Annotated in this window: 19 protein-coding genes; 4 read left to right on the plus strand and 15 right to left on the minus strand. The window is 71.2% G+C overall.

What is annotated here, in order from left to right; translation table 11 throughout:
- Positions 1-99: 99 nt before the first annotated feature.
- The 5 genes from ffh to ACGFZW_RS26195 form a co-directional block, all read right to left on the minus strand.
- Complete coding sequence (gene ffh / locus ACGFZW_RS26175; RefSeq protein WP_393895663.1) at positions 100-1,650, minus strand: signal recognition particle protein; 1,551 nt, start codon at positions 1,648-1,650, stop codon at positions 100-102.
- A gap of 127 nt (positions 1,651-1,777) precedes the next feature.
- Positions 1,778-4,291 (minus strand): [protein-PII] uridylyltransferase, encoded by a 2,514-nt coding sequence (locus ACGFZW_RS26180; protein WP_393895664.1) that lies wholly within the window; start codon positions 4,289-4,291, stop codon positions 1,778-1,780.
- 257 nt (positions 4,292-4,548) lie between these two features.
- Positions 4,549-4,887 carry a P-II family nitrogen regulator gene (locus tag ACGFZW_RS26185; RefSeq protein ID WP_393895665.1) on the minus strand — a complete coding sequence of 113 codons (339 nt, stop codon included), beginning with the start codon at positions 4,885-4,887 and terminating at the stop codon, positions 4,549-4,551.
- The gene (locus tag ACGFZW_RS26190; RefSeq protein WP_393895666.1) at positions 4,884-6,224 is read right to left on the minus strand and encodes an ammonium transporter; all 1,341 of its coding nucleotides are present in this window, start codon (positions 6,222-6,224) and stop codon (positions 4,884-4,886) included. Before ACGFZW_RS26190 ends, ACGFZW_RS26185 begins: the two co-directional genes overlap by 4 nt.
- A gap of 313 nt (positions 6,225-6,537) precedes the next feature.
- Positions 6,538-8,031, minus strand: coding sequence for a hypothetical protein (locus ACGFZW_RS26195; RefSeq protein ID WP_393895667.1), 1,494 nt, complete (start codon positions 8,029-8,031; stop codon positions 6,538-6,540).
- Between the two features lie 464 nt (positions 8,032-8,495).
- Between ACGFZW_RS26195 and ACGFZW_RS26200 the strand changes: the two genes are divergently transcribed.
- Entirely contained in the window at positions 8,496-9,164 is a 669-nt protein-coding gene (locus tag ACGFZW_RS26200) for a bifunctional DNA primase/polymerase (protein WP_393895668.1), read from the plus strand.
- A 167-nt stretch (positions 9,165-9,331) separates the two neighbouring features.
- On the opposite strand, the gene ftsY is transcribed toward ACGFZW_RS26200, so the two are convergent.
- A complete protein-coding gene (ftsY, locus tag ACGFZW_RS26205) occupies positions 9,332-10,549 on the minus strand; it encodes a signal recognition particle-docking protein FtsY (RefSeq protein ID WP_393895669.1) in 1,218 nt (405 codons plus the stop codon).
- Positions 10,550-11,109: 560 nt separating this feature from the next.
- Here ftsY and ACGFZW_RS26210 point away from each other — a divergent pair.
- Together ACGFZW_RS26210 and ACGFZW_RS26215 are read left to right on the plus strand one after the other, a co-directional pair.
- Positions 11,110-12,585 carry a purine-cytosine permease family protein gene (locus ACGFZW_RS26210; protein WP_393895670.1) on the plus strand — a complete coding sequence of 492 codons (1,476 nt, stop codon included), beginning with the start codon at positions 11,110-11,112 and terminating at the stop codon, positions 12,583-12,585.
- A 107-nt stretch (positions 12,586-12,692) separates the two neighbouring features.
- Entirely contained in the window at positions 12,693-13,679 is a 987-nt protein-coding gene (locus tag ACGFZW_RS26215; protein ID WP_393895671.1) for an LLM class flavin-dependent oxidoreductase, read from the plus strand.
- 164 nt (positions 13,680-13,843) lie between these two features.
- Here the strand turns inward: ACGFZW_RS26215 and ACGFZW_RS26220 are convergent, their stop codons facing one another.
- The 4 genes from ACGFZW_RS26220 to ACGFZW_RS26235 form a co-directional block, all read right to left on the minus strand.
- Positions 13,844-15,262, minus strand: coding sequence for a sugar porter family MFS transporter (locus ACGFZW_RS26220; protein WP_393895672.1), 1,419 nt, complete (start codon positions 15,260-15,262; stop codon positions 13,844-13,846).
- Positions 15,263-15,485: 223 nt separating this feature from the next.
- Complete coding sequence (locus ACGFZW_RS26225) at positions 15,486-19,430, minus strand: AAA family ATPase (RefSeq protein ID WP_393895673.1); 3,945 nt, start codon at positions 19,428-19,430, stop codon at positions 15,486-15,488.
- 306 nt (positions 19,431-19,736) lie between these two features.
- Positions 19,737-19,940, minus strand: coding sequence for a hypothetical protein (locus ACGFZW_RS26230; protein WP_393895674.1), 204 nt, complete (start codon positions 19,938-19,940; stop codon positions 19,737-19,739).
- A gap of 379 nt (positions 19,941-20,319) precedes the next feature.
- On the minus strand, positions 20,320-20,601 hold the full coding sequence (locus ACGFZW_RS26235) for an acylphosphatase (RefSeq protein ID WP_393895675.1): 282 nt from the start codon (positions 20,599-20,601) through the stop codon (positions 20,320-20,322).
- Between the two features lie 131 nt (positions 20,602-20,732).
- Between ACGFZW_RS26235 and ACGFZW_RS26240 the strand changes: the two genes are divergently transcribed.
- Complete coding sequence (locus ACGFZW_RS26240) at positions 20,733-21,653, plus strand: CAP domain-containing protein (RefSeq protein WP_393895676.1); 921 nt, start codon at positions 20,733-20,735, stop codon at positions 21,651-21,653.
- A gap of 49 nt (positions 21,654-21,702) precedes the next feature.
- Here the strand turns inward: ACGFZW_RS26240 and mutM are convergent, their stop codons facing one another.
- From mutM to ACGFZW_RS26265, 5 genes are all read right to left on the minus strand, one after another.
- A complete protein-coding gene (mutM, locus tag ACGFZW_RS26245; protein ID WP_393895677.1) occupies positions 21,703-22,665 on the minus strand; it encodes a bifunctional DNA-formamidopyrimidine glycosylase/DNA-(apurinic or apyrimidinic site) lyase in 963 nt (320 codons plus the stop codon).
- Positions 22,666-22,739: 74 nt separating this feature from the next.
- On the minus strand, positions 22,740-23,582 hold the full coding sequence (rnc, locus tag ACGFZW_RS26250; protein ID WP_393895678.1) for a ribonuclease III: 843 nt from the start codon (positions 23,580-23,582) through the stop codon (positions 22,740-22,742).
- Between the two features lie 19 nt (positions 23,583-23,601).
- A complete protein-coding gene (gene rpmF, locus ACGFZW_RS26255) occupies positions 23,602-23,775 on the minus strand; it encodes a 50S ribosomal protein L32 (RefSeq protein ID WP_003951102.1) in 174 nt (57 codons plus the stop codon).
- A 2-nt stretch (positions 23,776-23,777) separates the two neighbouring features.
- A complete protein-coding gene (locus ACGFZW_RS26260) occupies positions 23,778-24,419 on the minus strand; it encodes a YceD family protein (RefSeq protein WP_393895837.1) in 642 nt (213 codons plus the stop codon).
- 152 nt (positions 24,420-24,571) lie between these two features.
- Complete coding sequence (locus tag ACGFZW_RS26265; protein WP_393895679.1) at positions 24,572-25,720, minus strand: ATP synthase F0 subunit B; 1,149 nt, start codon at positions 25,718-25,720, stop codon at positions 24,572-24,574.
- Positions 25,721-25,766 lie beyond the last annotated feature (46 nt).

Genomic DNA, 25,766 nt, shown 5'->3' on the forward strand with positions numbered 1-25,766 from the left:
CGGAGGGCCGGCGGAGGGCGCCGTCGGCCGGCTGCCGTGCATGCGCGAGCCCCCGGTCACCTGGAGGTGGCCGGGGGCTCGCGGATGACAGGGGCCGGGTCAGCCCATGAACTTCTTGAATTCCTCGGGGAGTTCGAAGTCCTTCTGGTCCTGTCCGCCCTGGGGCAGGCCCAGCGGGTTGCCGGACTGGGCGGCCTCGCGGCGGGCCGCCGCGGCCTCCTCGTCGGCCTTGCGCTTCATCGGGTTACCGCTCTTGCGCTTGCCCTTGGCCTGCTTGACCTGCTTCTTCTTCTTGGCGCCGCCGCCACCCATGCCGGGCATCCCTGGCATGCCCGGCATGCCGCCGCCCTGGGCCATCTTCGACATCATCTTGCGGGCGTCGAAGAAGCGCTCGACGAGGTTCTTGACGGCGCTGACGTCGACGCCGGAGCCCTTGGCGATACGGGCGCGGCGGGAGCCGTTGATGATCGTCGGTTCGTGGCGCTCGGCGGGGGTCATCGACTTGATGATGGCGGCCGTGCGGTCGACCTCGCGCTCGTCGAGGTTGTTGATCTGGTCCTTCATCTGCCCCATGCCGGGCAGCATGCCGAGCAGCTTGGAGATGGAGCCCATCTTGCGGACCTGCTCCATCTGGGCCAGGAAGTCGTCGAGGGTGAACTCCTTGGGGCCCTTTTGGAGCTTGGCCGCCATCTTCTCGGCCTCGGCCTGGCTGAAGGTCTGCTCGGCCTTCTCGATGAGCGAGAGCATGTCGCCCATGCCGAGGATGCGGGACGCCATGCGGTCCGGGTGGAACGCGTCGAAGTCGTCCAGCTTCTCGCCGTTGGAGGCGAACATGATCTGCTTGCCGGTGACGTGCGCGATGGAGAGCGCGGCGCCACCGCGGGCGTCGCCGTCGAGCTTGGAGAGCACCACGCCGTCGAAGCCGACGCCGTCGCGGAACGCCTCGGCGGTGTTGACGGCGTCCTGGCCGATCATCGCGTCGACGACGAAGAGGACCTCGTCGGGGCTGACCGCGTCGCGGATGTCCGCGGCCTGCTGCATCAGCTCCTGGTCGATGCCCAGGCGGCCGGCGGTGTCGACGATGACGACGTCGTGCTGCTTGCCGCGGGCGAACTCGATGGAGTCCTGGGCGACCTTGACGGGGTCGCCGACGCCGTTGCCCGGTTCGGGCGCGTAGATCGCGACGCCGGCGCGCTCGGCGACGACGGAGAGCTGGTTGACGGCGTTGGGGCGCTGGAGGTCACAGGCGACGAGCAGCGGCGCGTGGCCCTGGCCCTTGAGCCAGCGTCCGAGCTTGCCGGCGAGGGTGGTCTTACCGGCGCCCTGGAGGCCGGCCAGCATGATGACGGTCGGCGGGGTCTTGGCGAGGCGCAGCCGGCGGGTCTCGCCGCCGAGGATGCCGACGAGCTCCTCGTTGACGATTTTGATGACCTGCTGGGCGGGGTTCAGAGCCTGGGAGACCTCGGCGCCGTTCGCGCGCTCCTTGACCTGCTTGATGAAGGCGCGGACGACGGGCAGCGCGACGTCGGCCTCGAGCAGGGCGATACGGATCTCGCGCGCCGTGGCGTCGATGTCCGCCTCGGAGAGGCGGCCCTTGCCCCGGAGGTTTTTGAAGGTACTCGCCAAGCGGTCGGAAAGCGTATCGAACACGGCGGTCGTCGATCCTCGGGGTCGGGGGCGGAGGCAATCGCCTCCTAGGGTATCCGGCCCGGCAAGCGGGCCACCCCTGCCTGCCGGTAGTGGGGGCGGTGGGCGGACGCCGCAGGGGTGGCCCGGGTCACTCCAGGGCGGTCTGTACGGCGCGGGCGACGGCTGTGGCGCGGTCCGGGGGCAGGGGGTCGCCCTTGGTGTCGGTGACGTAGAACGCGTCGACGGCGTTGGCGCCGAGGGTGCTGGCGTGGGCGCTGCGGACGGTGACTCCGGCCTCCTCCAGGGCACGGCCGATGCGGTGCAGCAGGCCGTGGGCGTCCTGGGCGCGGACCTCGATGACGGTGGCGGTGCGGGAGCTGCCGGGGGCGACGGTGACGCGGGGTGGCGGGGCGAGGACGGCGCGGGAGCGCCGGGCGTAGGCGCGTTCGCGTTCCGCGAGGCGGGCGGGGATGTCGAGGGAGCCGTCCAGGGCGCGGATCAGGTCGGCGCGCAGCAGTACGGCCTGGGGCAGGGAGCCGTATTCGGCGGCGACCCGCCAGCTGAGGAGGAGGACCGGGCCCTGGCCGATGGGGTCGAGGACGCGGAGGTCGGCGGCGCGGACGGTGAGGCGGTGCAGGGCCAGTACGCCGGCCGCGGCGGGCAGGACGCCGGGTTGGTCGGGGACGGCGATGAGGAGTTCGACGCCGACCGGCTCCTGGCCGTCCTCGGGTGGTTCGGTGTTATCGGTGTCGGCCGGGGCTTCGCTGCGGGCGTGCAGGGCCAGGACGGGGCCGCCGGTGCGGCCTGCCTCTATGGCCAGCCGCTCTTCCTCGGCGGTCGGCTCGTCGGTGCCGCGGTTGTCCGGTACCTCTTCGCCCGCGAGTTGCGCGGCGACGCGTTTGACGAGGTCGGCGACGAGGCCGTCGCGCCAGGTGCTCCAGGCCGCGGGGCCGGTGGCGAGTGCGTCGGCCTCGGTCAGGGCGTGCAGCAGTTCGAGGGTGCCGGCGTTGCCGACGGCGTCGGCGACGGCCCCGACGGTGGCGGGGTCGTCCAGGTCGCGGCGGGTGGCGGTCTCGATGAGCAGCAGGTGGTGGCGGACGAGCGTGGCGATCACGGTGACGTCGCGGGTGTCGAAGCCGAGCCGGGTGGCCACGTCGCGGGCGATGGTCTCGCCGGCCACGGAGTGGTCGCCGGGCCAGCCCTTGCCGATGTCGTGCAGCAGTGCGGCGACGAGGAGCAGGTCGGGGCGGTGTACGCGGCGGGTGAGGGCGGCGGCTCGTACGGCGGTCTCGACGAGGTGGCGGTCGACGGTCCAGGTGTGCACGGCGTTGCGCTGGGGGCGGCAGCGGACGCGTTCCCAGTCGGGGAGCAGTCGGGTGATGAGGCCCTCGGCTTCGAGGGACTCCCAAACGGGCACGGTGTGGGCGCCGGCGCCCAGGAGGGTTACCAGCTGTTCGCGGGCTTCGGCGGGCCACGGCACGGGCAGGGGCCGGGCGGCGGCCGCCAGCCGGCGTACCGCGTGCATCGACAGGGGCAGGCCGGCCTGTGCGGCGGCGGCCGCGGCGCGCAGGGTCAGGACGGGGTCGCGTTCGGGGCGGGCGGTGCGGGCCAGCACGGCTTCGCCCTCGTGCTCGACGACGCCTTCGGCGAGGGGGGAGCGTTCGCCCTTGCCCGGGGTGCGGCCCGGCAGGAGGCTGCGGAGGAGGGGTTTGACGGACCGGGCGCGCAGGACCCGGCCGACCTCGCGCCAGGTGACGTCGCCGGCGTAGGAGAGGGTGCGGGCGGATTCGTAGACCTGGCGCAGCAGGGTGTCGGCGTCGAGGAGGCCGAGGGACTCGGCGACCTGGTCCTGTTCCTGGAGGGAGAGCCGGTCGGTGGCGCGGCCGGTCACCAGGTGGAGGGCGTCGCGGGTGTCGAGGAGCCGGGTGCGGGCGGCTTCCAGGCCGCCGCGTGGGGCGTCGGCGAGCCAGGAGGCGGCGACGGCCCGCAGGGCGGTGGCGTCGCGGAGTCCGCCGCGGGCCTCCTTGATGTCGGGTTCGAGGAGGTATTGCAGTTCGCCCTGCCGGTCGGCGCGTTCCTGGCACAGCTCGTGGAGTTCGGGCAGTCGCTTGGGGGCGCTCGCGCGCCAGTCGGCGTAGGCGGCCGTGCGCAGTCCGGCGGTGAGGTCGGGGTCGCCGGCCAGGTGGCGGGCGTCGAGCAGGCCGAGTTGCACCTTGAGGTCGTCGCGGGCGGCCTTGCGCGCCTCGGCGGGGGTCCGTACGGAGTGGTCGAGGTCGAGGCCGAGGTCCCAGACGGGGTACCAGAGGAGGTCTGCGAGGGCGGCGACGGCCGAGGTGTCGGCGCGGCCGTCGTGCAGCAGCAGGAGATCGAGGTCGCTGCGGGGGGAGAGTTCGCCACGGCCGTAGCCGCCGACGGCGACGAGGGCGGCGCCCTGTACGCCGGAGGTGTGGGCGGCGCCGTCGAAGAGCTCGGTGAGCCAGTCGTCGGTGAGCCGGGCGAGCGCGGCGCGGCGGTCGGGTCCGGTGGATGCGTCGTCCTGGAGGAGCCTGCGCCGGGCAGCGGGGTAGCCGCCGTCGGTGCCGGTGGCGGGGTCGGTCTCCGGGGCGGTGTGCGGGTCCGGCGCGGCGTCCGCTCCTGCCGTGTCCTCGACGCTGTCGGTCAACTCGGGTGCTCCTTGGTCGTGTTGTCCCCCGCTGCCACCGGGCCCCGTTCTTCAGTCTGGGCCGGGGCGGAGCCTGCGGCCATTCGCCGCGCGGGCCGCTCCGCCCGCGCACCGGGCGGTTCCCCCGGGAGTGACGCGGCTCCGGCTCCGGCGGCGGGTGCCGCGCGGAGGCCGGAGCCCGGGCCGCGTACCGGTATCCCGGTGTCGTGCCGGCCACGTCCCCGGGTGTGCCGGGGTCCGTGGGTCGTGCAGGTGGGTCAGAGCGCGTCGGGGCCGCGCTCGCCGGTCCGTACCCGGACCGCCTCGTCGACGGGGACGCTCCACACCTTGCCGTCGCCGATCTTGCCGGTGCGGGCCGCGTTGACCACGACCTCGACGACCTCTTCGGCGTCCGCGTCGTCGACGAGCACCTCGACGCGCACCTTGGGCACCAGGTCGACGGTGTACTCAGCGCCGCGGTACACCTCCGTGTGCCCGCGCTGGCGCCCGTATCCGCTGGCTTCGGTGACGGTCAGGCCGTGCACGCCGAATGCCTGCAGGGCGTCCTTCACCTCGTCGAGCCGGTGCGGCTTGATTACTGCCGTGATGAGCTTCACGCGTCCACCTTCTTTGTCAGGGCCTCGCCGAGTGCCGGGCCCTTCCGGGCCACCGTGCCACCGCCAGCGCCGGTGAAGTCGTACGCCGTTTCGGCGTGCGCGGCCTGGTCGACGCCGGCCATCTCCTCGTCCTCGCTGACCCGGAAGCCCATCACCAGGTCGATGACCTTGGCAAGGACGAACGAGACGACGAGGGAGTACAGCAGCACGCAGACCACACCGATCGTCTGCTTGCCGAGTTGTTCGAAACCGCCGCCGTAGAAGAGGCCCTTGGCGTCGCTCTGCACACCGCCGGTGGCGAACAGGCCGACCAGCAGGGAGCCGGCGACGCCGCCCACGAGGTGGACGCCGATGACGTCGAGCGAGTCGTCGTAGCCGAGCTTGTACTTCAGGCCGACGGCCATGGCGCACAGCACACCGGCGATGACGCCGACCGCGATGGCACCGAGGGGGCTGACGGCGCCACAGGCCGGGGTGATCGCGACGAGTCCGGCGACCGCGCCGGAGGCGGCGCCCAGAGTGGTGAAGGAGCCGTGGCGCAGCTTTTCGTACGCGAGCCAGCCGAGCATCGCGGCGGCGGTGGCGACCTGCGTGTTGACGAAGGCGACCGCGCCGATGCCGTCGTCGTTGCCGAGCCAGGAGCCGGCGTTGAAGCCGAACCAGCCGAACCACAGCAGGCCGGCGCCGAGCATCACCAGGGGAAGGCTGTGCGGCCGCATCGGGTCCTTCTTGAAGCCGATGCGCTTGCCGACGACGAGGATCACGCCGAGGGCCGCGGCACCGGCGTTGATGTGCACGGCCGTGCCGCCCGCGAAGTCGATGACGCCCAGGTCGAAGAGCCAGCCGCCCTCGGCCCACACCCAGTGGGCGACGGGGAAGTAGACGATGGTGACCCACAGGGCGATGAACAGGGCCCAGGCGGTGAACTTCACCCGGTCGGCGAGCGCACCGCTGATCAGTGCGGGCGTGATGATCGCGAACATCAGCTGGAAGACCGCGAAGACATAGACCGGGATGGTGGTGGCACCCCACAGCTCGGTCAGGCCGATCCCGCTGAGGCCGGCGTAGTCGCCGCTCCAGCCGATGAAGCCGCCGCTGTCGGTACCGAAGGCCAGTCCGAAGCCGTAGAGGACCCAAAGAATCGTCACGATGCCCAAACTGATGAAGCTCATCATCAGCATGTTGAGCACGCTCTTGACCCGGACCATGCCGCCGTAGAAGAAGGCGAGGGCCGGGGTCATGATCATCACCAGTGCGGAGCAGATCAGCATGAACCCGGTGTTGGCCGGGCTCAGTGTGACCTTGTCTGCTGCGAGCGTCAGGATGCCTGGGGGCATCGGCGTCTCCTCGTCGTCGATGCGGCCCGTGCGGGCGAAACTTTGGTGGGCCGACTTTCGCCATGAGGTTGTCGCAGCGTGGTTTCGGCCAAACCTTGTCGGTGTTTCACCGCAGTGACGAAGACGGCCCCTGTGTTACGCCCCGATGAACGGCGAGATCATTGCGCCCGCCATCCGTTCAAGGCGTCGAAACCGGTCGTCGACGACGCCGGAAAAGGGCCCGGCCACGGCTGCCACCCGCGTGACCTGGCATGGGGGAGCCGAGTCGGGCTGTACGGGGTGGTTGGCCGTGGCCGGGGTCTGGGGGCTGCTCTCAGACGGCCTCCGCCGCGGTCTCGGGCAGTTGGCGGGAGAGCTCCTCGGTCAGCTGGATCACCTCGGCGACGCCTTCGAACTCCCGGGCCGCGGTGTCCACCGTCTTGCGCAACCGGGTGTTGACCCGCTCGGAGCGGACCTGCCGGGCGAAGGGGATCGCCTGCTGTGCCATCGCGGCGCAGGCCTCCGGCTCCTTCTGCAGCAGTCGGACGGTGGCCATCCCGATCAGGTTCAGTGCATATGAACGCTGGTGCTCGGCGTCCTTGCCGAACAGTTCGACGGCGCGCTCCATGACGGGCTCGGCCAGCGAGGCGTAGGTGGGGCTGCGGCCGGCGACATACGCGAGGTCCCGGTAGGAGTGGGCGTTCTCGGCGTTCAGTTCGGCCTCGGAGAAGAAGCGGATCCAGTCCGGCTCGGGCTCGCCGGGCATGGCGTCGGAGAAGGTGTCCTCGGCCATCCGGACCGCACGCTTGACCTTGCTGGGCTGGCCCATGCCGGCGTAGGCGCGCGCCTCCATCGCATACAACATCGCCTGGGTGCGCGCGGTGGCCGTATCCCGGCTGCCGTACTGCGCGAGATGGATCAGCTCCAGGGCGTCGTCCGGCCGGCCGAGGTGGATCATCTGGCGGCTCATGCTGGAGAGGATGTACGAGCCCAGGGGACGGTCGCCGGCCTCCTTGGAGGCGTGCAGGGCCAGCACGAAGTACTTCTGCGCGGTCGGCTGGAGCCCGATGTCGTAGCTCATCCAACCGGCCAGCTCGGCGAGTTCGGCGGCGACCTTGAACAGCCGCCTGGAGACCGGCTCGGGCTGCGGCTCCTGGAGGAGGTCGGTGACCTCGTGCAGCTGGCCGACCACCGCCTTGCGGCGCAGGCCGCCTCCGCACTGCGCGTCCCACTGGCGGAACATCGCGGTCGTCGACTCCAGCAGGTCGAGCTCCGGCTGCGACAGCCGGGCGGGGCGCCTGGGACGGTCCGGCTGCGGCGCCGCGCCGCCCTGCCCCGCGGGCACCGGCACCAGCCAGCGCTGCATCGGCTCGATGAGGGTGGGGCCCGCGGCCAGCGCCAGCGAGGTGCCCAGGAAGCCGCGGCGCGCCAGCATCAGGTCGCTGCGCGAGAACTCGCTGATGAGGCTGACCGTTTGCGGTCCGGCCCAGGGCAGGTCCACCCCGGAGACGGACGGGGACTGGTGCGCCGAGCGCAGCCCCAGCTCCTCGACGCCGACCACACAGCCGAAGCGCTCCGAGAAGAGTTCGGACAGGATCCGTGGAATGGGCTCGCGGGGCTGTTCGCCGTCCAGCCAGCGGCGCACCCGGGAGGTGTCGGTGCTGATGTGGTGGGCGCCCATCTGACGCGCCCGGCGGTTGACCTGTCGTGCCAGCTCTCCCTTGGACCAACCGCTGCGCACGAACCACGAGCCCAACTGCGCGTTGGGACGTTTGACGGTGTCGGTGCCGCCTGTACCGCCGGATCCGGCGGTGCCGCCGTCGCCCACTGGAACGCCCCCACTTCGATAGTCGCCTCGTCGCGAACCACCCACAGCATGCCGCCTGTTGCGACGCCTGTCCGGGGTACATCTACCCGAGCACGGTTTCCGGCCACACCTCCGGCCGGTGCGGGATCGGTGGATTGCCACCGGCATACCCGTGCGAACGATGCCTCTCCGGGGTTCGTGCACCGAAAGTAATCCTACGATCACGCCCCTCGCGAGGGCGATCGGGGAAACGCCACCATTCGCCACCCCTTCGAATGAACTCCCCGACGGGCTCTCGCGATTGACTTGACACGGGTTGAACAGGGCCGGTTGGAGCGGAGTGCGGGAGGGTGCGCACCCCGCGCCGCACCACCCCGCGCACCCCATCGCACCAACGGCACCGCGGACCGTCGACGGAGCGTCACGACTCCACCGCCGGCTCGCCGCCTCGTAACCACAGACACGCACCACCCGTTGGAGGGGGCATGGGCTTCACGATCGCCGGCATCCGGGAGATTCGATCCGGCTCGCGGCGCCGCGCCCGCTCGTCCGAGAGCACGGCCGTGGCGGAATACACCGGGCTGTGGGGCTGGGCCGTCGTCCCGGGAGCCCGCGCGGCGCGCGCCGGCGGCGGACGTACGGACTGCTCGTGCGGGGCCGCCGCCTGCCCCTCCCCCGGTGCCCACCCGCTGGACTTCGGCCGGGAGCTGGCGGCCGGGGCGACGCTGGAGGAGGCCGCCGCGGCCTGGGCGGAGACCCCGGGTGCCGCGGTGCTGCTCCCGGTGGGCCGGTCGTTCGACATCCTCGACGTGCCGGAGGCCGCGGGCCGTGTCGCCGTGGCGCGCCTGGAGCGGATGGGGCTGCCGCTGGGCCCGGTCGCGGTCACCCCGACGGGCCGCGCGCTGTTCTTCGTCGCTCCGGGGGCCGCGGCCGAGCTGCCCGACCTGCTCTACCGGATGGGCTGGGACGACGCCGACCTCGACCTGCAGCCGTTGGGAGCCGGCGACCACATCACCGCGCCCCCTTCCGACCTCGGCGGCCACGGTCCGATGCGCTGGCTGCGCCCGCCGTGCCTGGACACCGCGGGTTGCCCACCCCAGGCCCGGCTGCTGCTGGGCACCCTCGCCTACGTGTGCAACCGCTCCGGCGCCTGATCCCGGCACCTCATTGCGCCGAGAGGCCCTCAGCCTGTCCGGGCGGCGCTGCCGACGGCCGGTGACCTGCCCGGGCCGAGATGTGCGGCGGCCCCCGGTGCCCGCTGGGAGCGGGGCCGGGGGCCGAGGACGGGCGCGGGGGCCGCGGGTGGGCGGCCGGCGCGGCGTCAGTCGAGCAGGGCGTCGACGAACGCCTCGGGCTCGAACGGCGCGAGATCGTCCGCGCCCTCGCCCAGGCCCACCAGCTTGACCGGCACGCCCAGCTCCCGCTGCACGGCGACGATGATGCCGCCCTTGGCGGTGCCGTCGAGCTTGGTGAGCACCACACCGGTGATGTCCACGACCTCGGCGAAGACCCGCGCCTGGACCAGGCCGTTCTGGCCGGTGGTGGCGTCCAGGACGAGCAGCACCTCGCCGACCGGGCCGTGCTTCTCGACGACGCGCTTGACCTTGCCGAGTTCGTCCATCAGGCCGGTCTTGGTGTGCAGCCGTCCCGCGGTGTCGATGAGGACGACATCGGCGACCTCGGCGATGCCCTCCTTCACGGCGTCATAGGCGACCGACGCCGGGTCGCCGGCCTCCGGGCCGCGGACCGTACGGGCTCCGACCCGCTCGCCCCACGTCTGGAGCTGGTCGGCGGCGGCGGCGCGGAAGGTGTCGGCCGCGCCGAGGACCACGGACTTGCCGTCGGCGATCAGGACCCGGGCGAGCTTGCCGGTGGTCGTGGTCTTGCCGGTGCCGTTGACGCCGACGACCATGACGACGCCCGGGATCTCCTCGCCGCCGTTGCCGATGGCGTTGTCGGTGTGCACCGAGCGGTCGGCATCGGTGCCGATGAGGGTGAGGAGCTCCTCGCGCAGCAGCGCGCGCAGCTCCTCGGGCGTACGGGTGCCGAGGACCTTGACCCGCTCACGGAGCCGTTCGACCAGTTCCTGGGTGGGCGCGACGCCGACGTCGGCGGTCAGCAGGGTGTCCTCGATCTCCTCCCAGGTGTCCTCGTCGAGGTGTTCGCGGGAGAGCAGGGTCAGCAGGCCCTTGCCCAGGGTGTTCTGCGAGCGGGAGAGCCGGGCGCGCAGGCGCACCAGTCGGCCCGCGGTCGGCTCGGGGACCTCGATCTCCGGGGCGGCCGGGGCCTCGGGGGCCGCGACCGGTGCCTCGGCGGCCGGCAGTCCGACCTCTTCGATGGTGCGACGCTCTTCGTCGCTTGGGGTCTCGGCCTCCTCACCGACCTGCGGCTCTGCGGGAGGCGCGGTAACGGAGGGCGTGGCAGGGGTGGCCGGCGGGGACGGCGGCAGCTGCTTCTTCTTGCGGCCGCTGACGACGAGCCCGCTGATCGCGCCGAGCACGACCACGGCGATGACTACAGCAAGGATGACGATTTCCATAACCCCTCCAGTATCAGTCACATGCCGCTTCGGGGGACTGCACGCGCCGAACCTGGATGTGCGCTGTCCGGGTTCCCGCCGTCGCCGCCGACGGCGCCCTCGTCGCAGCGGCGTACTGCGGTTGGTGGTGGCGACGGGCAACGCGTTGGCCGCGGTCGGCCGGAAGCGGACCCTGCGGGCACGGCCGGAGGGCTGCGGGGAGCAGCTCAAGCGAGCCGTCAACGCACCACCGAGGAGACCGGCACCCGTCCGCCGGTCGTCGACCCGGTGGACCTGCTGGAGCGGACGGACCGGCGGGTCGCGGACCGGCGGACCGCGGACTCCCGTGCCTGATCAGCGGAGTGCGTCTGGATTCTTCGACGAGAATGGTTCCGGCCCGTCGTCGTGGTGGGATCCAAAGGGATGTACGAGCAGAAGTTGGATCAAAGTACGATGGTCCACGGCCACGCAACGCGCGTAGAGTCCTGGCAACCAACCGGCCAGGCACCACAGCCGCTGCCTGCACCTCCTCCCCCCGGGGGGTGCCTCCCAGATCCCCCGCGCACGGAGAGACCTGCACCATGGGCACCATGTCCGCTCACGAAACCGAAGGCGCCGTCGAGACACGAGGCATCGAGCCCGTACCCGACAACGAGCGTCAAGGCCGCGTCCGCGAGCTCTTCCCCACCTGGGTCGCCGCCAACATCAGTGTGCTGTTGCTCACCATGGGCGCCTCGCTCGTGGTCAACAACGCACTGAACTTCTGGCAGGTCCTGCTGGTGGCCGTGGTCGCCGCGGCCGTCGCCTTCGGCATGGTGGGAGTCCTCTCGGTCTCCGGCAAGTGGGGCGGAGCGCCCGGCGCGATGCTCTCCCGGGCCGCCTTCGGCGTCCGGGGCAACTACTTCCCCGGCGCGATCCTGTGGGTCGCCCGCTTCGGCTGGGAGACGATCAACGCGGTCACCGGCGCGTACGCGGTGCTGACCGTGATGCGCCTGCTGTTCGGCGTCGAGAGCAACAACGTCCTCGTCGTCATCACCCTGCTCGCCTTCGTGGCGGTCACGTTCCTGGTGAGCGGCATGGGCCGCAAGGCGCTGAACGTCTGCAACAAGTACTCGACGTACCTCTTCGGCCTGTTCAGCATCATGGTGCTGGTCTACCTGGTCGCCACGATGGACTGGGAGGCGGTCTTCGCCAAGAAGGCCGGCACCACCGCCATGGTGATCGCCGGTATCGGCACGATCGCGGCCGGCGGCATCAGCTGGGTCCCCACCGGACCGGACTTCGCGCGCTACCTCCCGCACTCCGCCTCCGGCAAGAAGATCGTCGGCGCGACGGTCTCCGGCGCGGCCCTGGTGCTGCTCCCGATGGTGCTGATGGGCGGCGTGATGGCCGTCTCCAACCCGAAGCTGGCCGGTCAGAACACCGACCCGATGTCCTTCCTCGGCAACATCCTGCCGACCTGGCTCGCGGTGCCGTACCTGATCACCGCGCTGGTCGGCATGGTGCTGATCAACAGCCTCTCGATGTACTCGGCGGGCTTCACGGCCCAGACGATGGGCGTCAAGCTGCCGCGCGCCATGGCGGTCAGCATCAACGCCGTCATCAGCCTCATCGGCGGCCTGTTCATGATGCTGGTGGCCAAGGACTTCATCGGGCAGTTCATCGCCTTCCTGACGCTGCTCGCGGTCTCCTTCTCGGCCTGGATCGGCGTCTACGCCGTCGACATGGCCCGCCGGCGCAGGATGGCGGTCCGCTACGACGCCGCCTCCCTGATGGACACCGGCCGCACCAGCCGCTACTGGTACGCCGGCGGCTACTGCTGGCAGGCCATGACGGCCTGGGCGGTCGCGCTCGCCGCGGGCATCTGCTTCACCAAGGTCCAGTGGTTCACCGGCCCGCTGTCCACCACCTGGATCGGCGAGAACGGCCTGGGCTGGGCGGCCACGATCGTGATCGCCGCGGCGGTCTTCGCGGCCCTGCCCACCGCCAAGGAGAACGTCACCCCCGCCGCGTCCGGGGAGCCCACGGCGCCCCGGCAGCCGGTCGGGGCGCGCTGACCCCGGCGTTCTGCCCGGCGACTCCTTCCGCCGCCGACCTAGTGATCTGACGCAACGTCAGCTAGCGTCCCCTTCGCCCACCTCCCTGGCGAAGGGGACGTTCAGCCATGCCCGTCACGGTCCTGCGCTTCAACCTCGTCGACCCCGCCCCCACCCCCACCGCACTGTCCGCGCGCTACCGGGCCGCCGTCGAGATGGCCGCCTTCGCCGACGACCGCGGCGTCAGCATGATCCAGACCGAGGAGCACCACGCCACCGGAAACGGCTGGATGCCCTCCCCGCTCACCTTCGCGGGCGCCGTCTTCGGAGCCACCCGCCGGATCGGTGTCACCGTCTCCGCACTGATCACCCCGCTGCACGACCCACTGCGGCTGGCCGAGGACCTCGCCTGCCTCGACCTCCTCGGACACGGCCGCCTGGTGACCGTCGCCGGCCTCGGTTACCGCCCCGAGGAGTACGCCGCGCACGGCAAGGACTGGCGCCGGCGCGGCGCGCTCCAGGACGAGGTGCTGGAGACCCTGTTGTCCGCCTGGACCGGCGAACCGTTCACCTATCAGGGCCGTACGGTCCGCGTGACCCCGCAGCCGTACACACAGCCGCACCCGGTCCTGTTGATCGGCGGCAGCTCGCGCGCCGCGGCCCGTCGCGCCGCCCGCCTCGGCCTTCCCCTCTTCCCCAGCGCACACCTCCCGGAACTGGAGGCGTACTACCACGCCAAGCGCGCGGAGTTCGGTACCGACGGCTGGGTGCTGCTGCCGCCTGCGCGCACGTCCTTGCTGCATCTTTCGGAGGATCCGGACCGCACCTGGGCGGAGTACGGCTGCCATCTGCTGCACGAGGCCCGGACGTACGCGTCCTGGCAGTCCGCCGACATCCACTCCGCCGTACGCTCCGCGGCCGACGATGTCCAGGCCCTGCGCGAGGAGGGCGTCTACCGCATCGTCACCCCGGACGAGTGCGTTCAGCTCGCTCAAGAGGCGGGCACCCAGGGCTCGTTGATCCTGCATCCGCTGTGCGGCGGGATGCCCGTCGACGAGGGCTGGCGATCGCTGCATCTCTTCGCCGAGCGCGTCCTGCCCCGCATCAAGGACTGAGTCGGCGCCGGCCTCCGGCCCGCGCCTCGGGAGGCAGACCCACGAAAGCTCCCCGGGACGACGCGGAGTTCCTCGGCCGGAAAGCTCCGGAAAAGCTACTGCCCCGGCTCGCTGAGGAGCCGGGGCAGTACCCAGAACTGAGGAGAAGGACTGGCGGGGGGGGGTTAGCCCATCTCCTCCAACGCCTTGCCCTTGGTCTCCTTGACGTACCGCAGTACGAAGGGGATCGAGAGCAGAGCGAAGACCATGTAGATCACGTAGGTGCCCGACAGGTTCCAGTCGGACAGGCTCGGGAAGCTGGCCGTGATGGCCCAGTTCGCGATCCACTGCGCGCAGGCGGCGACGCCCAGCGCGGCGGCCCGGATCCGGTTCGGGAACATCTCGCCCAGGAAGACCCAGACCACGACGCCCCAGGAGAGCGCGAAGAAGAGCACGAAGGCGTGCGCGGCGACCAGCGCGACCGTTCCCTCGGTGGTCGGCAGGGTGCCGGCCGCGGTCTTGGCGGCGAATGCCCAGGCTTCGAGGCCCAGGGCGAGCGCCATGCCGACCGAGCCGATCAGCGCCAGCGGACGGCGGCCGATCTTGTCGACGAAGAACATCGCGATGACGGTGCCGATGATGTTGATGATCGACGTCGTGAAGCTGTAGAAGAACGAGCTGCTCGGGTCGATGCCGACGGACTGCCACAGCGTCGAGGAGTAGTAGAAGGCGACGTTGATGCCGACGAGCTGCTGGAAGACCGACAGACCGATACCGACCCAGACGATCGGCAGGAAGCCCATCTTGCTGCCGAGCAGATCCTTGAACGTCGACTTGTGCTCACGGCGCATCGCGTCCTGGATCTCGACGACCCGGGTGTCCAGGTTGACGGTGTGCCCCTCGACCTCCGAGAGCACCTCCTTGGCCCGGGTGATGTTGCCGACGGAGATCAGGTAGCGGGGCGACTCGGGAATCACGAAGGAGAGCAGGCCGTAGATGATGGCCGGCACGACCATCACACCCAGCATCCACTGCCATGCCTCGAAGCCCGCGAGCTTGCCGCGCTGGTCGCCGTCGGCGAGGTTGAGGATGCCCCAGTTGACGAGCTGGGAGACGGCGATGCCGACGACGATCGCGGCCTGCTGGAACGAGCCGAGACGACCGCGGTAGGCGGAGGGCGAGACCTCGGCGATGTAGGCCGGGCCGATGACCGAGGCCATACCGATCGCGATGCCGCCCAGGACCCGCCACATGGCCAGGTCCCACAGGGCGGTCGGAAGGGCGGAGCCCACGGCGCTGACCGTGAACAGCACCGCGGCGATCTGCATCACCCGGATACGGCCGATGCGGTCGGCGATCCTGCCGGCCGTGGCGGCGCCGATGGCGCAGCCGATCAGCGCGATGGCGATCACCTGGGCGAGAACGGCGGATCCGACGTCGTAACGACCGCGGATCGCCTCGACGGCACCGTTGATCACGGAGCTGTCGTAACCGAAGAGGAAGCCGCCCATCGCGGCAGCCGCGGTAATGAAGATGACATGGCCGAGGTGGTCCGGGTGGGCCTTGCGGCCTTCCGGAACCGTCGGCTGCGCGGTGCTGGTCAACGTGTACTCCAGTGGCCCGGCTGCGCTGCCGGGCGTAGGGGGCTGGCCCTACAAGTGGTGCATAGGTTGGGGGTACCCACCACTTGAAGGTAAAAGCAACGTTGCCGAGACTATGCCTTCAAGTTTCGAAGTCAATAGGGTGTAATGAATTTGTTTCCCGGTCCCGCGAGGGGCGTTTCGTTCAAGTTGTGAACAGATCCGGGCGCCGCCCGCACTTTCCGGCTCAACGCAGCCGCTGACTGATGACCTTTGACACTCCGTCACCTTGCATCGATACCCCGTAGAGCGCGTCGGCGACCTCCATGGTCCTTTTCTGGTGCGTGATCACGATCAGCTGGGAGCTCTCCTGCAGCTCCTCCATGATCCGGATCAGTCGCTGCAGATTGGTGTCGTCCAGCGCGGCCTCGACCTCGTCCATCACATAGAACGGACTGGGCCGCGCCTTGAAGATCGATACCAGCAGGGCCACGGCCGTGAGCGACCTCTCACCACCCGACAACAGCGACAGCCGCTTGACCTTCTTGCCCGGGGGCCGCGCCTCGACGTCCACGCCGGTCGTCAGCATGTTGTCCGGGTCGGTGAGGATCAGCCGTCCCTCGCCCCCCGGGAAGAGCCGGGAGAACACGCCCTCGAACTCGCGCGCGGTGTCCTGGTACGCCTCGGTGAAGACCCGCTCCACCCGCTCGTCGACCTCCTTGATCACCTGCAGCAGGTCCGCTCGCGTCTTCTTCAAGTCTTCAAGCTGTTCGCTGAGGAACTGGTGCCGCTCCTCCAGGGCCGCGAACTCCTCAAGAGCCAGCGGGTTCACCTTCCCGAGCTGCTGATACGCCCGCTCGGCCGCCCGCAACCGCTTCTCCTGCTCGGCCCGGACGTACGGCACCGGCTGGTTGCGCGGGTGCTCCGGATCCTCCGGCAGCACCTCGCCCTCGGCGGGCGGCGACGGAGCGACCATCTGGTCCGGGCCGTACTCCGCCATCAGCCCGGCCGGCTCCACCCCCAGCTCCTCCAGTGCCTTGGTCTCCAGCTGCTCGATCCGCATCCGCTTCTCGGCGCCCAGCACCTCGCCCCGGTGCATCGAGTCCGTCAGCTTGTCCAGCTCGGACTTCAGCTCCCGGCCCTGGTTGCGCTCGGCGACCAGCGCCTGTTCGCGCTCGGCCTTGGCGCGCTCCGCGGCGACCCGCTCCTCCTCCGCCCTGACGACCGACACCTCGACGTGCGCCAACAGCTGCCGCGCGCCGGAGGCGACCGCCCCGGCCACCTCGGCCTCGTGCCGCAGCCGGGCACGCCGCTGCTCGGCCCGCGCCCGCGCCTCGCGCTCCGCGCGCGCCCCCCGGTCCAGCGCGTCCGCCCGCCCGGCGAGCGCCTTCACCCGCTCCTCGTGCGTACGCGCCTGGAGCCTGGCCTCCATCTCCGTCTGCCGTGCATTGGCCCCGTCGGCGGCGAGACGGTCCCGTACGGAGGTGTCGGGCTCCTCATCGGTCACGCCCGGCGCCTCCTCGGCCACCGCAAGCCGTTCGGCCAGCTCCTCGGCCTCCTCGGTGGCCCGTTGCAGCGCCTCCTCGGCCCTGGCGGCCGCCGCACCGGACCGCTCCGCCTCGCCCGCCGCCGCCCGTGCCTGGCCGCCGAGCCGCCCAAGATCCCCGGCGATCTTGGACTTCTCCCGGTCCGCCGCGCGCCGCCGGTCCCCCAGCTCCTCGACCAGGGCGGCACACTCCGTACGCCGTTCCTGCGCGGCCCGCTGCGCCCCTGCCAGCTCCTCACAGCGGCCCGCCAGCTCCTCCAGCTCGGCCGCGGCCTCGTCGACGGAGGCCTGCACCTCGAGCAGGCTCGGCGCACCGGCCGAACCGCCGTGGGCGAAATGCGCCCCGAGAAGATCGCCCTCGCCGGTCACGGCGATCAGCTCCGGGCGCGCGGCCACCAGGTCCTCGGCATCCTCCAGCGTCCCGACCACCACCACGTCCCGCAGCAACCGCCCCACAGCGGCCGTCAACTCCCGCGGTCCTCCGACCAGTTCGGCGGCACCTACCGGCTCGGAACGCGGGCCCGGCACGCGGTGAGCGGCCGGCGGGGGGATACGGCCGGCAGCGCCCACGTCGCCCGACGGCCCGGCAGGCGCACGACCCGCCGCAGCCTCACCAGGCGCCTCAGATGCTTGGGGCCCCTCGGCCGCATCATCCGCCCCCGTCGCCTGCGGGCCGATGACCGCACGCCCAGCCAGGCCGCCGCCCTGTCCCTGCCCCGCCTCGTCCGGGTCCGGAACGCCCGGCGGCCGCGCCGGACCGGGCACCCGCGGCACCCCTCCCGAAGCCGCGCGCACGGCATCGACAGACGCTGCCGCACCACCCGCCTCATCTCTCTGCCCCTCGCCCCCGGCCCCCGGGGAGGACCCCACCGGCTGCCCGTCCGCCGTCCCCGCGGTCGCGCGCGCCGCGAGCTGCTCGGTGTCCGCCACAGCCCCCAGCACCATCGCCGCCCGCCCCGCGTCCTGCTTGCGCAGCAGCCGGATGGCCTCGGCGGCGGTGGCGGCGTCGGTCACGGCGATCGCGTCCGCCGCCGCGCCGAGCGCCGCCGCCACCGGGATCTCGAAACCGGGAGTGACCTGCAGCAGTTCCGCCGCGGGACCGAGCACCCCGGTCAGCCGGTCCGCAGCGGCCAGGAGCGCACCCGACCCGTCCTTCCGACGCAGCCCGAGGGCCAGCGCGTCGTGCCGGGCTGCTGTCGCGGCGCGCTTGCGCTCCGCCCCGGTCAGCGCCTCCCGAGCGGCGGTCAGCGTGCTCTCCGCCTCCACCAGCTCCTGCCGGGCCGCGTCATGGCGGGCCGCGATCGCCTCGTCGTCCGCGTCCAGGCCGTCGACCTCGGCCTTGAGCTGCTCGTACGCCTCCTGTGCTGCGGCCGCCCGCTCCCGCGCGCCGTCGCTGGCCTCGGCGAGCCGGCCGATCTCCGCCTGGGCCGAGGCCGCCCGGCCACGCGCGGCGGTGACCTGGCCGCTCAACCGTGCCAGGCCCTCGCGGCGGTCGGCGATCGCGCGGGCCAGGTCCCGCAGCCGCCTTTCCTCCTCCGCCAACTGCCGCTCCAGCCCGGCGCGGTGCTCGACGGTGTCCTCCAGCGCCCGGCTCGCCGCTTCCAGGGCGGCCTCCAGCTCGGCCTCCTGTTCCCGGATGCGGGCGGCCTCGCGCTCCATGTCCTCGGGGTCGCGCCCGCGCCGCTCGTCCGGCGGGGCCGCAGCGGCGCTCTTGACGCGCGCCTCGGCCAGGGAGATCGTGCCGCGCACCCGCTCGGCGAGCTGGGAGAGTTCGTACCAGGTCTGCTGTGCGCGCTGCACCCGCGGCGTCAGCGAGCGGACCTCTTCCTCCAGCACCGCCTCTCGCTGCTGGGCCGCGCGCAGCCGGGCCTCCGCGGCGTCCTTGCGCTCCTTCAGCGCCGCCTCGTCGGCGATTTCGGCGCGCAGGGCGGTGCGCATGGTGACGAGGTCGTCGGCGAGCAGCCGCAGCCGGGCGTCACGCAGGTCGGCCTGGATGACGGCCGCCCGCCGCGCGACGGCGGCCTGCCGCCCCAGCGGCTTGAGCTGGCGCCGCAGCTCGTCGGTGAGGTCCTGTACGCGAGCGAGGTTGGCCTGCATCGAGTCCAGCTTGCGAAGCGCCTTCTCCTTGCGCCGACGGTGCTTGAGGACGCCCGCCGCCTCCTCGATGAAGGCCCGGCGGCCCATGGGGTCGGCGTGCAGTACGGAGTCGAGCTGCCCCTGACCGACGATGACGTGCATCTCGCGGCCGATGCCGGAGTCCGACAGCAGTTCCTGGATGTCCAGCAACCGGCAGGTGTCGCCGTTGATCTGGTACTCGCTGCCGCCGTTGCGGAACATGATCCGGGTGATGGTGACTTCGGCGTACTCGATGGGCAGCGCACCGTCGGAGTTGTCGATGGTGAGCGAGACCTCGGCCCGGCCCAGCGGCAGCCGGCCGGTCGTGCCGGCGAAGATGACGTCCTCCATCTTGCCGCCGCGCAGCGACTTGGCCCCCTGCTCGCCCATCACCCAGGACAGCGCATCCACGACATTGGACTTGCCGGAGCCATTGGGCCCCACGACGCAGGTGATGCCGGGCTCGAACCGGAGCGTCGTGGCGGAGGCGAAGGACTTGAAGCCTCGCAGGGTCAGACTCTTGAGGTGCACGCCTTTGGACTCTACCGGCCACCTGTCCGGGAACGGCCCCAACATTCCGTCCCTGGTGCCGCGGCCCTGCGCCACCGGCCGGCCCGGTACGGGCCCCGGGTATACGGACGGCGTTCACTTTCGGTTTCACCGGTCAAGGCGCAGGGCACATCATGCGGTAAGAGAGACGCCGCGCGGCTGGTGCGGCCGCTGGGAAAACAGATGGCGGGGGAATGACGAAGGGACGCCGAAGCGTCCCTTGCAGATCTTGAACAGAGCGGTGCGTCAAGCGGCTGTCGAGCAGCCCGACCGGCCCTTGGGTTGAGGTCAGGTGAGCGCGGGCTCCGCCTGGGGTACGTCGATGTCGAGCATCGAGTCGTCGTGCCGTGCGGCAGCTGCCAGCCTGTCGTTCTGGGCCTGCATCCGAATGAGCTCGGATTCCAGGTCCTGGACGCGCTGCTGAAGCCGTCGCATCTCGGAGTGGACTCGGGGGTCGGAACCGCCGACGTAACCGAGAAGCGCCTTTGCCATGATGGATGGTCCTCCACAATGAGTGACCGACCGAAGCGGTGTGGGTCGTGAGGGATTCGCACCCGCGGTGCTTGTCATTACTGGTGCACTCAATGCCAAACAGCTAAGGTGCGCGGGGATTCCAGAGTCTCACCAAAAGGTTTGAGGGTCAACACGATCACACCCCGTATCGTCGGGCACCTGAGAGTGCGCGGCCGTGAAGGCGCTGCGCCGACTCTCCAGAAAGGTCCCGCGGGGCGTGGAGATCATCCGTACAGCGGCAGCCTTGCACGGGTCGGCCGAGTTGGCAACCACCAGGCGTTATCTCCTGTGAGCTGCTGACAAAGGCCGGCCTCGTGATCTCTGCCGCGGGCCCCGCGGTGCCGCTTCCGGGGCACGCTCAGCGAATCGCGAAGGTGTCGTAACCGCCCCGCGGCGTGTCCCATATCTCAGTGACTCCGTCGACCCTGCCGGGCGTGTCTCCGGTCCGCAGCCATTCCAGCAACTGATCGCATCGGTCCCTGGGCCCCTCGGCGACCACCTGGACACGGCCGTCGCCGAGATTGAGCGCGAATCCGACGAGGTCACCGATGCGCAGCGCGTTCGCGCGGGTGAACCAGCGGAACCCGACGCCTTGGACTTGACCGCGCACCCAGGCGGTCAGACGGACATCTTCGTTCATGTGTGCACGTTAACCGGCCAATTGCTCAGTGGCCGCATTGGCCCCTTGCGTCATGGCGTACAGTCCCCCGACAACGAAACTCACCCGTTCGGGTGAACCATGTTGTGCTGAGGACGGAAGGAAGACAGCGGATGGGCCGCCATCGACGCTCTGCTCCCCCCACGCCCGAAGCCCTGCGCACACCGCCTGTTGACACCCCGACAGCCGCGTCCGTCGCTCCGGCCTCGGCCCGGCATCGCGGTCGGCGTGCGGTGCGGGCAGGCCGGAGGGCGCCCGTGCGCACCGGTCTGCTCGGTGCCTCCGCCGCCATGGCGATGGGAGCTGTCGCGGTCGCCTCCGGACTGATCCCCGGCAGCGGCCAGTTCGAGGTGGGCTCGGACGCCGACGGCGAGCGGATACGTGCCCGCGCGCTGCAGGACACCGACCAGCAGGGCCGCACCGCGACGCCCACGGACCGCGGCAGCGACGCGGCCAGCCGCAGCGGCGCTCGCCCGAAGGCTCCGGAGACCGACCGGCCGTCGTCCGCCGCGGCCCCTTCGACCTCCCCCTCCCCCAGCCGGACGGCCTCGTCGCCGAGCGGCAAGACCCGCTCGCAGCAGCCGGCGCGGAACACCGACCGGAGCACCTCCGCGGCGCCGAAGCTCTCGGCGACGCCGTCGAAGACCTCGGACGGGACCTCGTCCGCCGAGGCCCAGGTGCTGTCGCTGGTCAACGAGGAGCGCGCCCAGGCGGGCTGCTCCCCGGTGACCGCGGACAAGGAACTGGGCACGCTGGCCCAGCGCTTCAGCGACGACATGGCCGCGCGCGGCTTCTTCGACCACACCGATCCGGACGGCGACACCCCCTGGGACCGCGCCCGGCAGATGGGCATAAGCGATCTCGGCGGCGAGAACATCGCCCGTGGTCAGGCCGACGCGCAGGCCGTGATGGACTCCTGGATGGACAGTCCGGGCCACCGCGCCAACATCCTCAACTGCGACTACAAGACCCTCGGTGTCGGCGTCCACGTCGGCCCCGGCGGCCCGTGGTGGACACAGGACTTCGGCTTCTGAGGCGTCGGGACCGGCAGGGCCTTTGCCCGGCCGGTCCTGTCGTGCCCGCTCAGCCGATACGGGTCGGACGCGGCGGGCGCTGGCAGCGAGGGCAGAAGTAGCTGGAGCGGTTCATCCAGGGGCGGCGGCGGATCCCGGTGCCGCAGCGGCGGCAGGGCTCGTCCTCGCGGCCGTAGGCGTCCAAGGAGCGTTCGAAGTAGCCGGACTCTCCGTTGACGTTGACGTAGAGGCTGTCGAAGCTGGTCCCGCCGACGGCGAGCGCGGCGTTCATCACGTCCCGCACATGACCGAGCAGCTCCGCCGTGCGGGGCCGGGTGAAGGTGGCGGTCGGCCGCTCGTAGTGCAGCCGGGAGCGCCACAGCGCCTCGTCCGCATAGATGTTGCCGACGCCGCTGATCAGGGACTGGTCCAGCAGCGCGCGTTTGACGGTGGTCCGGCGGCGGCGCAGCGCGTCGTGGAAGGCGGCGTCGTCGAAGGCGGGATCGAGCGGGTCCCGGGCGATGTGCGCGATCACGTCCGGAAGGTGGTCGGGGTTGCCGGGCACGGTGTCGTGCAGCGAGAGTCCGCCGAAGGTCCGCTGGTCGACGAAGCGGAGCTCGGTGTCGGCTGCCTCCGTGCCGGCGGGGGACGTCTCCGGGGTGAAGCGGATCCGGATCCGCAGATGCTTCTCGTCCGGGGCGTCCTCGGGCTGGACCAGCAGCTGGCCGCTCATCCCGAGGTGGGCGAGGATCGCCAGGCCGTGGGTGACGGACGGCGTGATCATCGGGGTGATGCCCTCGGCCGCGGTCTGTGCGGCCGGGCCGCCGCCGGTCACCGGAAGCCAGAGGTATTTGCCGCGGCGGCGCGCCTCCCCGAGGCGCAGGCCTTTCAGGCGTGCCGCGAAGTCGGTCGCGCCCGCGGTGTGCCGGCGGATCGCACGGGGGTGCAGGACCTCGACGGTGTCGATCGTGCGGCCGCTGACCCAGCGCTGGAGTCCGCGGCGTACGACCTCGACCTCGGGCAGCTCGGGCAAGACGGCTCCTCGGGAAAGGCTTCTGACCCTGTCCGAGGCGGCGGGGCCGTCCGGACAGGGTCAGAAGGGGGAATTCAGTGTGCCGACGACGGGGTGTCGTCGGAAGCCGGAGCAAGGTCCTCGGCCGACGGCGGCGTACCGTCGCCGGAAGCCTCCTTGGCCTTGGCCGCTTCGTCCGCCGCGGCGCGAATCGCACGCCACGCGGACTCCGCCGCCTGCTGCTCGGCTTCCTTCTTGCTGCGGCCGGTGCCGGTGCCGTACGAGACACCACCGACGCGGGCAGCAGCAGTAAAGGTCTTCTCGTGGTCGGGGCCGGTCTCACTGACCAGGTACTCCGGGACGCCGAGACCCTCGGTCGCGGTGAGTTCCTGGAGGCTGGTCTTCCAGTCGAGGCCCGCGCCCAGACTGGAGGACTTCTCGATGAGCGGGTCGAAGAGCCGGTGTACCAGCTCGCCGGCCGCTTCGAGGCCCTGGTCGAGATAGACCGCGCCGATCACCGCTTCAAGGGTGTCGGCGAGGATGGAAGCCTTGTCCCGGCCGCCCGTGCCCTCTTCGCCCTTGCCGAGGCGGATGAAGGCGCCGAGGTCGAGGCCGCGGCCCACCTCGGCAAGCGCACGAGAGTTGACCACCGCGGCCCGCAGTTTGGCCAGCTGGCCTTCCGGCAGATCGGGGTGGATGCGGTACAGCGTGTCCGTGACCACCAGGCCGAGCACCGAATCCCCGAGGAATTCGAGCCGCTCGTTGGTGGGCAGACCGCCGTTCTCGTACGCGTACGAACGGTGCGTCAGTGCACGCACCAGAAGGGCGGACTCGAGCTTGTACCCGAGCCGCCCTTCCAGAAGCGTGTGGGACGAGGCTGTGTCCGCCGGTGTCGGTTCCTCCCCGCGCTGGCGAGGGGACGAATTGGCGTCTGACATGGAGCCTGTCACCAGCCGCTCAGACCTCGAGGACCTGGCGCTTGTTGTAGGTGCCGCAGCTCGGGCACGCGATGTGCTGCTGCTTCGGCTCGTGGCAGCGCTCGCACGCCACCAGGGTGGGGACCGCAGCCTTCCACTGCGACCGGCGGTGGCGCGTGTTGCTGCGCGACATCTTCCGCTTCGGAACAGCCACGGCTACTTCTCCTGCTTCTCGTCGACGTGCGCTGATCGAGGCGCGTCGCCGCTCATGTTGTCCTTCTCGCCGTCCTGGTTGGTCCCGGCGAGTCCCTGCAGTGCCGCCCAACGAATGTCGACGGCGTCGTGATGGTGGTCCGGGTCGTCCGCGAGCCGCACTCCGCACTCGGAGCACAGGCCGGGGCAGTCGTCCTGGCACACCGGCTGCAGCGGCAGTGCGAGCACCACCGCGTCCCGCAGCACGGGTTCGAGGTCGAACATGTCGTCCTCGAGGAAGAGGGTGTCCTCCTCGTCCTCGGCGTCGTCGCCGGATTCCGCGGGGCGGGTCCGGGCGTCGGCGTCGGGGTAGGAGAACATCTCCTGGAAGTCCGCGTCGAGCTCTCGCTCCAGCGGCTCCAGACACCTTACGCACTCCCCCTTCACGGTTGCACGGGCGGTGCCTGTGACAAGCACCCCGTCCATGACCGATTCCAGGCGGAGGTCGAGTTCGATCGGCGCGCCCTCGGGCACTCCGATGACCTCATTGCCGAGATCCCGGGGGGCCTCGGCAGTGCGGGAGAGCCGCTTGAGCGTGCCGGGACGACGACCCAGCTCGCGTGTATCGAACACGAGCGGGGAACGGTGGTCGAGGCGGGCGTTGATGGCTTCCTGCTTTCTGTACTGCGGAACGAGCCGCCCGATTTCCCGGATCGGAACCCGGGCAGCAAAGATCGCGGACGTACGCGCGACCGAACAGCCAGGATACTTGACGGGCCCCGTTTGACCCAATCCGCTGCCTGCCGCCCGCCGGACCTCTACTGACGCCCCTCTTCGTACTCCCGGAGCTGATCGAGGTTGATCATGCTGGTGTCGAAGAGGCTGGTCTCGTCGAGGGCGCCGGGCTGGGCGCTCTGGTCCTGCGGGGCGTGCTGCGGCTGCTGGGGCACCTGCTGCTGGAGGTAGCCGGTATTCGGGTCGTAGCCCTGCTGCTGCCAGCCGTAGCCGTACGGATCCTGCTGCTGGACGTACTGGGCCTGCTGGTAGCCGTAGACGTCCTGCTGCTGGTAGCCCGGGTCCTGGTAGTAGCCCTGCTGGGGTTGGAGGGGCTGCTGGTGGTCCTGGTACTGCTGGTGCTCCGGGTGCAGCTGGTGGTCCTGGTGCTGCTGGGGCTCGGGGATGTGCGGCGGCGCCTGGGGCTGCGGCGGGGTCTGGGCCGGCGCCTGCTCCGCGCCGATGCCCGCCAGACCGGCCAGATAGTCGGCGTCGGCCTGCGGCTGCCCGGACTGCGGGTCTCCCTGGGCCGCCATGTGGGCACCCAGCTCGTCGATCGCCCGCGCGCCCTGGAGCTTGTCGCGACCGCGCCCGACGGCTTCCAGCGTCTTGGTCAGCACGGCCTGGAAGGCGCCGAACTTGGCGTCCACGTAGGCGTCGGCACGCTGCCTGAGGGTCTCGGGGTCGGAGCTTCGCTCCGGGGCGCGGGTGCCGTCCTCCTCGGGGTGGCCGGGCTCGTAGGAGCCCGGGTCGCGGCCGAGCAGCTTTTCGCGGCCGCGGTCGACGGACCCGATGGTCTTGGTGAGCACGACCTCGAAGTTCGCGAGCTTGCTGTCGACGTAGTCGTCGGCCTCGGCGCGGATCTCCTCCGCCTCCCGGCGGGCCTCCGCGAGGATCCGGTCCGCCTCTTCCTGGGACTGCCGGGCGACCTCGGTGTCGGAGATCAGGGAGCCGCGGTGGGCGTGTGCGGACTCGATGATCCGCTCCGCCTCGGCGCGTGCCTCCTCGACCAGCTGCTCGCGGCCACCGATCAGCTCCTGCGCCTGCGCGAGGGAGCCGGGCAGTGCGGCGCGCACCTCCTCCAGCATGGCGAGCAGCTCCGCGCGGTTGACCACGCAGGAGGCCGACATGGGCATGGACCGGGCGCTGCCGACGGTCTCGACGATGTCGTCGAGCTTCTTCTGCACGTCCACCTTGGACTCGCCACTCTCTGAAGGGATGGAACGACGGAACGGGACG

The organism is Streptomyces sp. NPDC048248, assembly GCF_043201875.1.
Classification (GTDB): domain Bacteria; phylum Actinomycetota; class Actinomycetes; order Streptomycetales; family Streptomycetaceae; genus Streptomyces.

What these genes read in the sequence shown, in the direction of transcription:
- rnc (WP_393895678.1), bottom strand. Translation starts at nt 23,582, where the DNA reads ATGTCAGACGCCAATTCGTCCCCTCGCCAGCGCGGGGAGGAACCGACA.
- ACGFZW_RS26240 (WP_393895676.1), top strand. Translation starts at nt 20,733, where the DNA reads ATGGGCCGCCATCGACGCTCTGCTCCCCCCACGCCCGAAGCCCTGCGC.
- ACGFZW_RS26190 (WP_393895666.1), bottom strand. Translation starts at nt 6,224, where the DNA reads ATGCCCCCAGGCATCCTGACGCTCGCAGCAGACAAGGTCACACTGAGC.
- ACGFZW_RS26200 (WP_393895668.1), top strand. Translation starts at nt 8,496, where the DNA reads ATGGGCTTCACGATCGCCGGCATCCGGGAGATTCGATCCGGCTCGCGG.
- ACGFZW_RS26215 (WP_393895671.1), top strand. Translation starts at nt 12,693, where the DNA reads ATGCCCGTCACGGTCCTGCGCTTCAACCTCGTCGACCCCGCCCCCACC.
- ACGFZW_RS26235 (WP_393895675.1), bottom strand. Translation starts at nt 20,601, where the DNA reads ATGAACGAAGATGTCCGTCTGACCGCCTGGGTGCGCGGTCAAGTCCAA.
- ACGFZW_RS26210 (WP_393895670.1), top strand. Translation starts at nt 11,110, where the DNA reads ATGGGCACCATGTCCGCTCACGAAACCGAAGGCGCCGTCGAGACACGA.
- ACGFZW_RS26230 (WP_393895674.1), bottom strand. Translation starts at nt 19,940, where the DNA reads ATGGCAAAGGCGCTTCTCGGTTACGTCGGCGGTTCCGACCCCCGAGTC.
- ftsY (WP_393895669.1), bottom strand. Translation starts at nt 10,549, where the DNA reads ATGGAAATCGTCATCCTTGCTGTAGTCATCGCCGTGGTCGTGCTCGGC.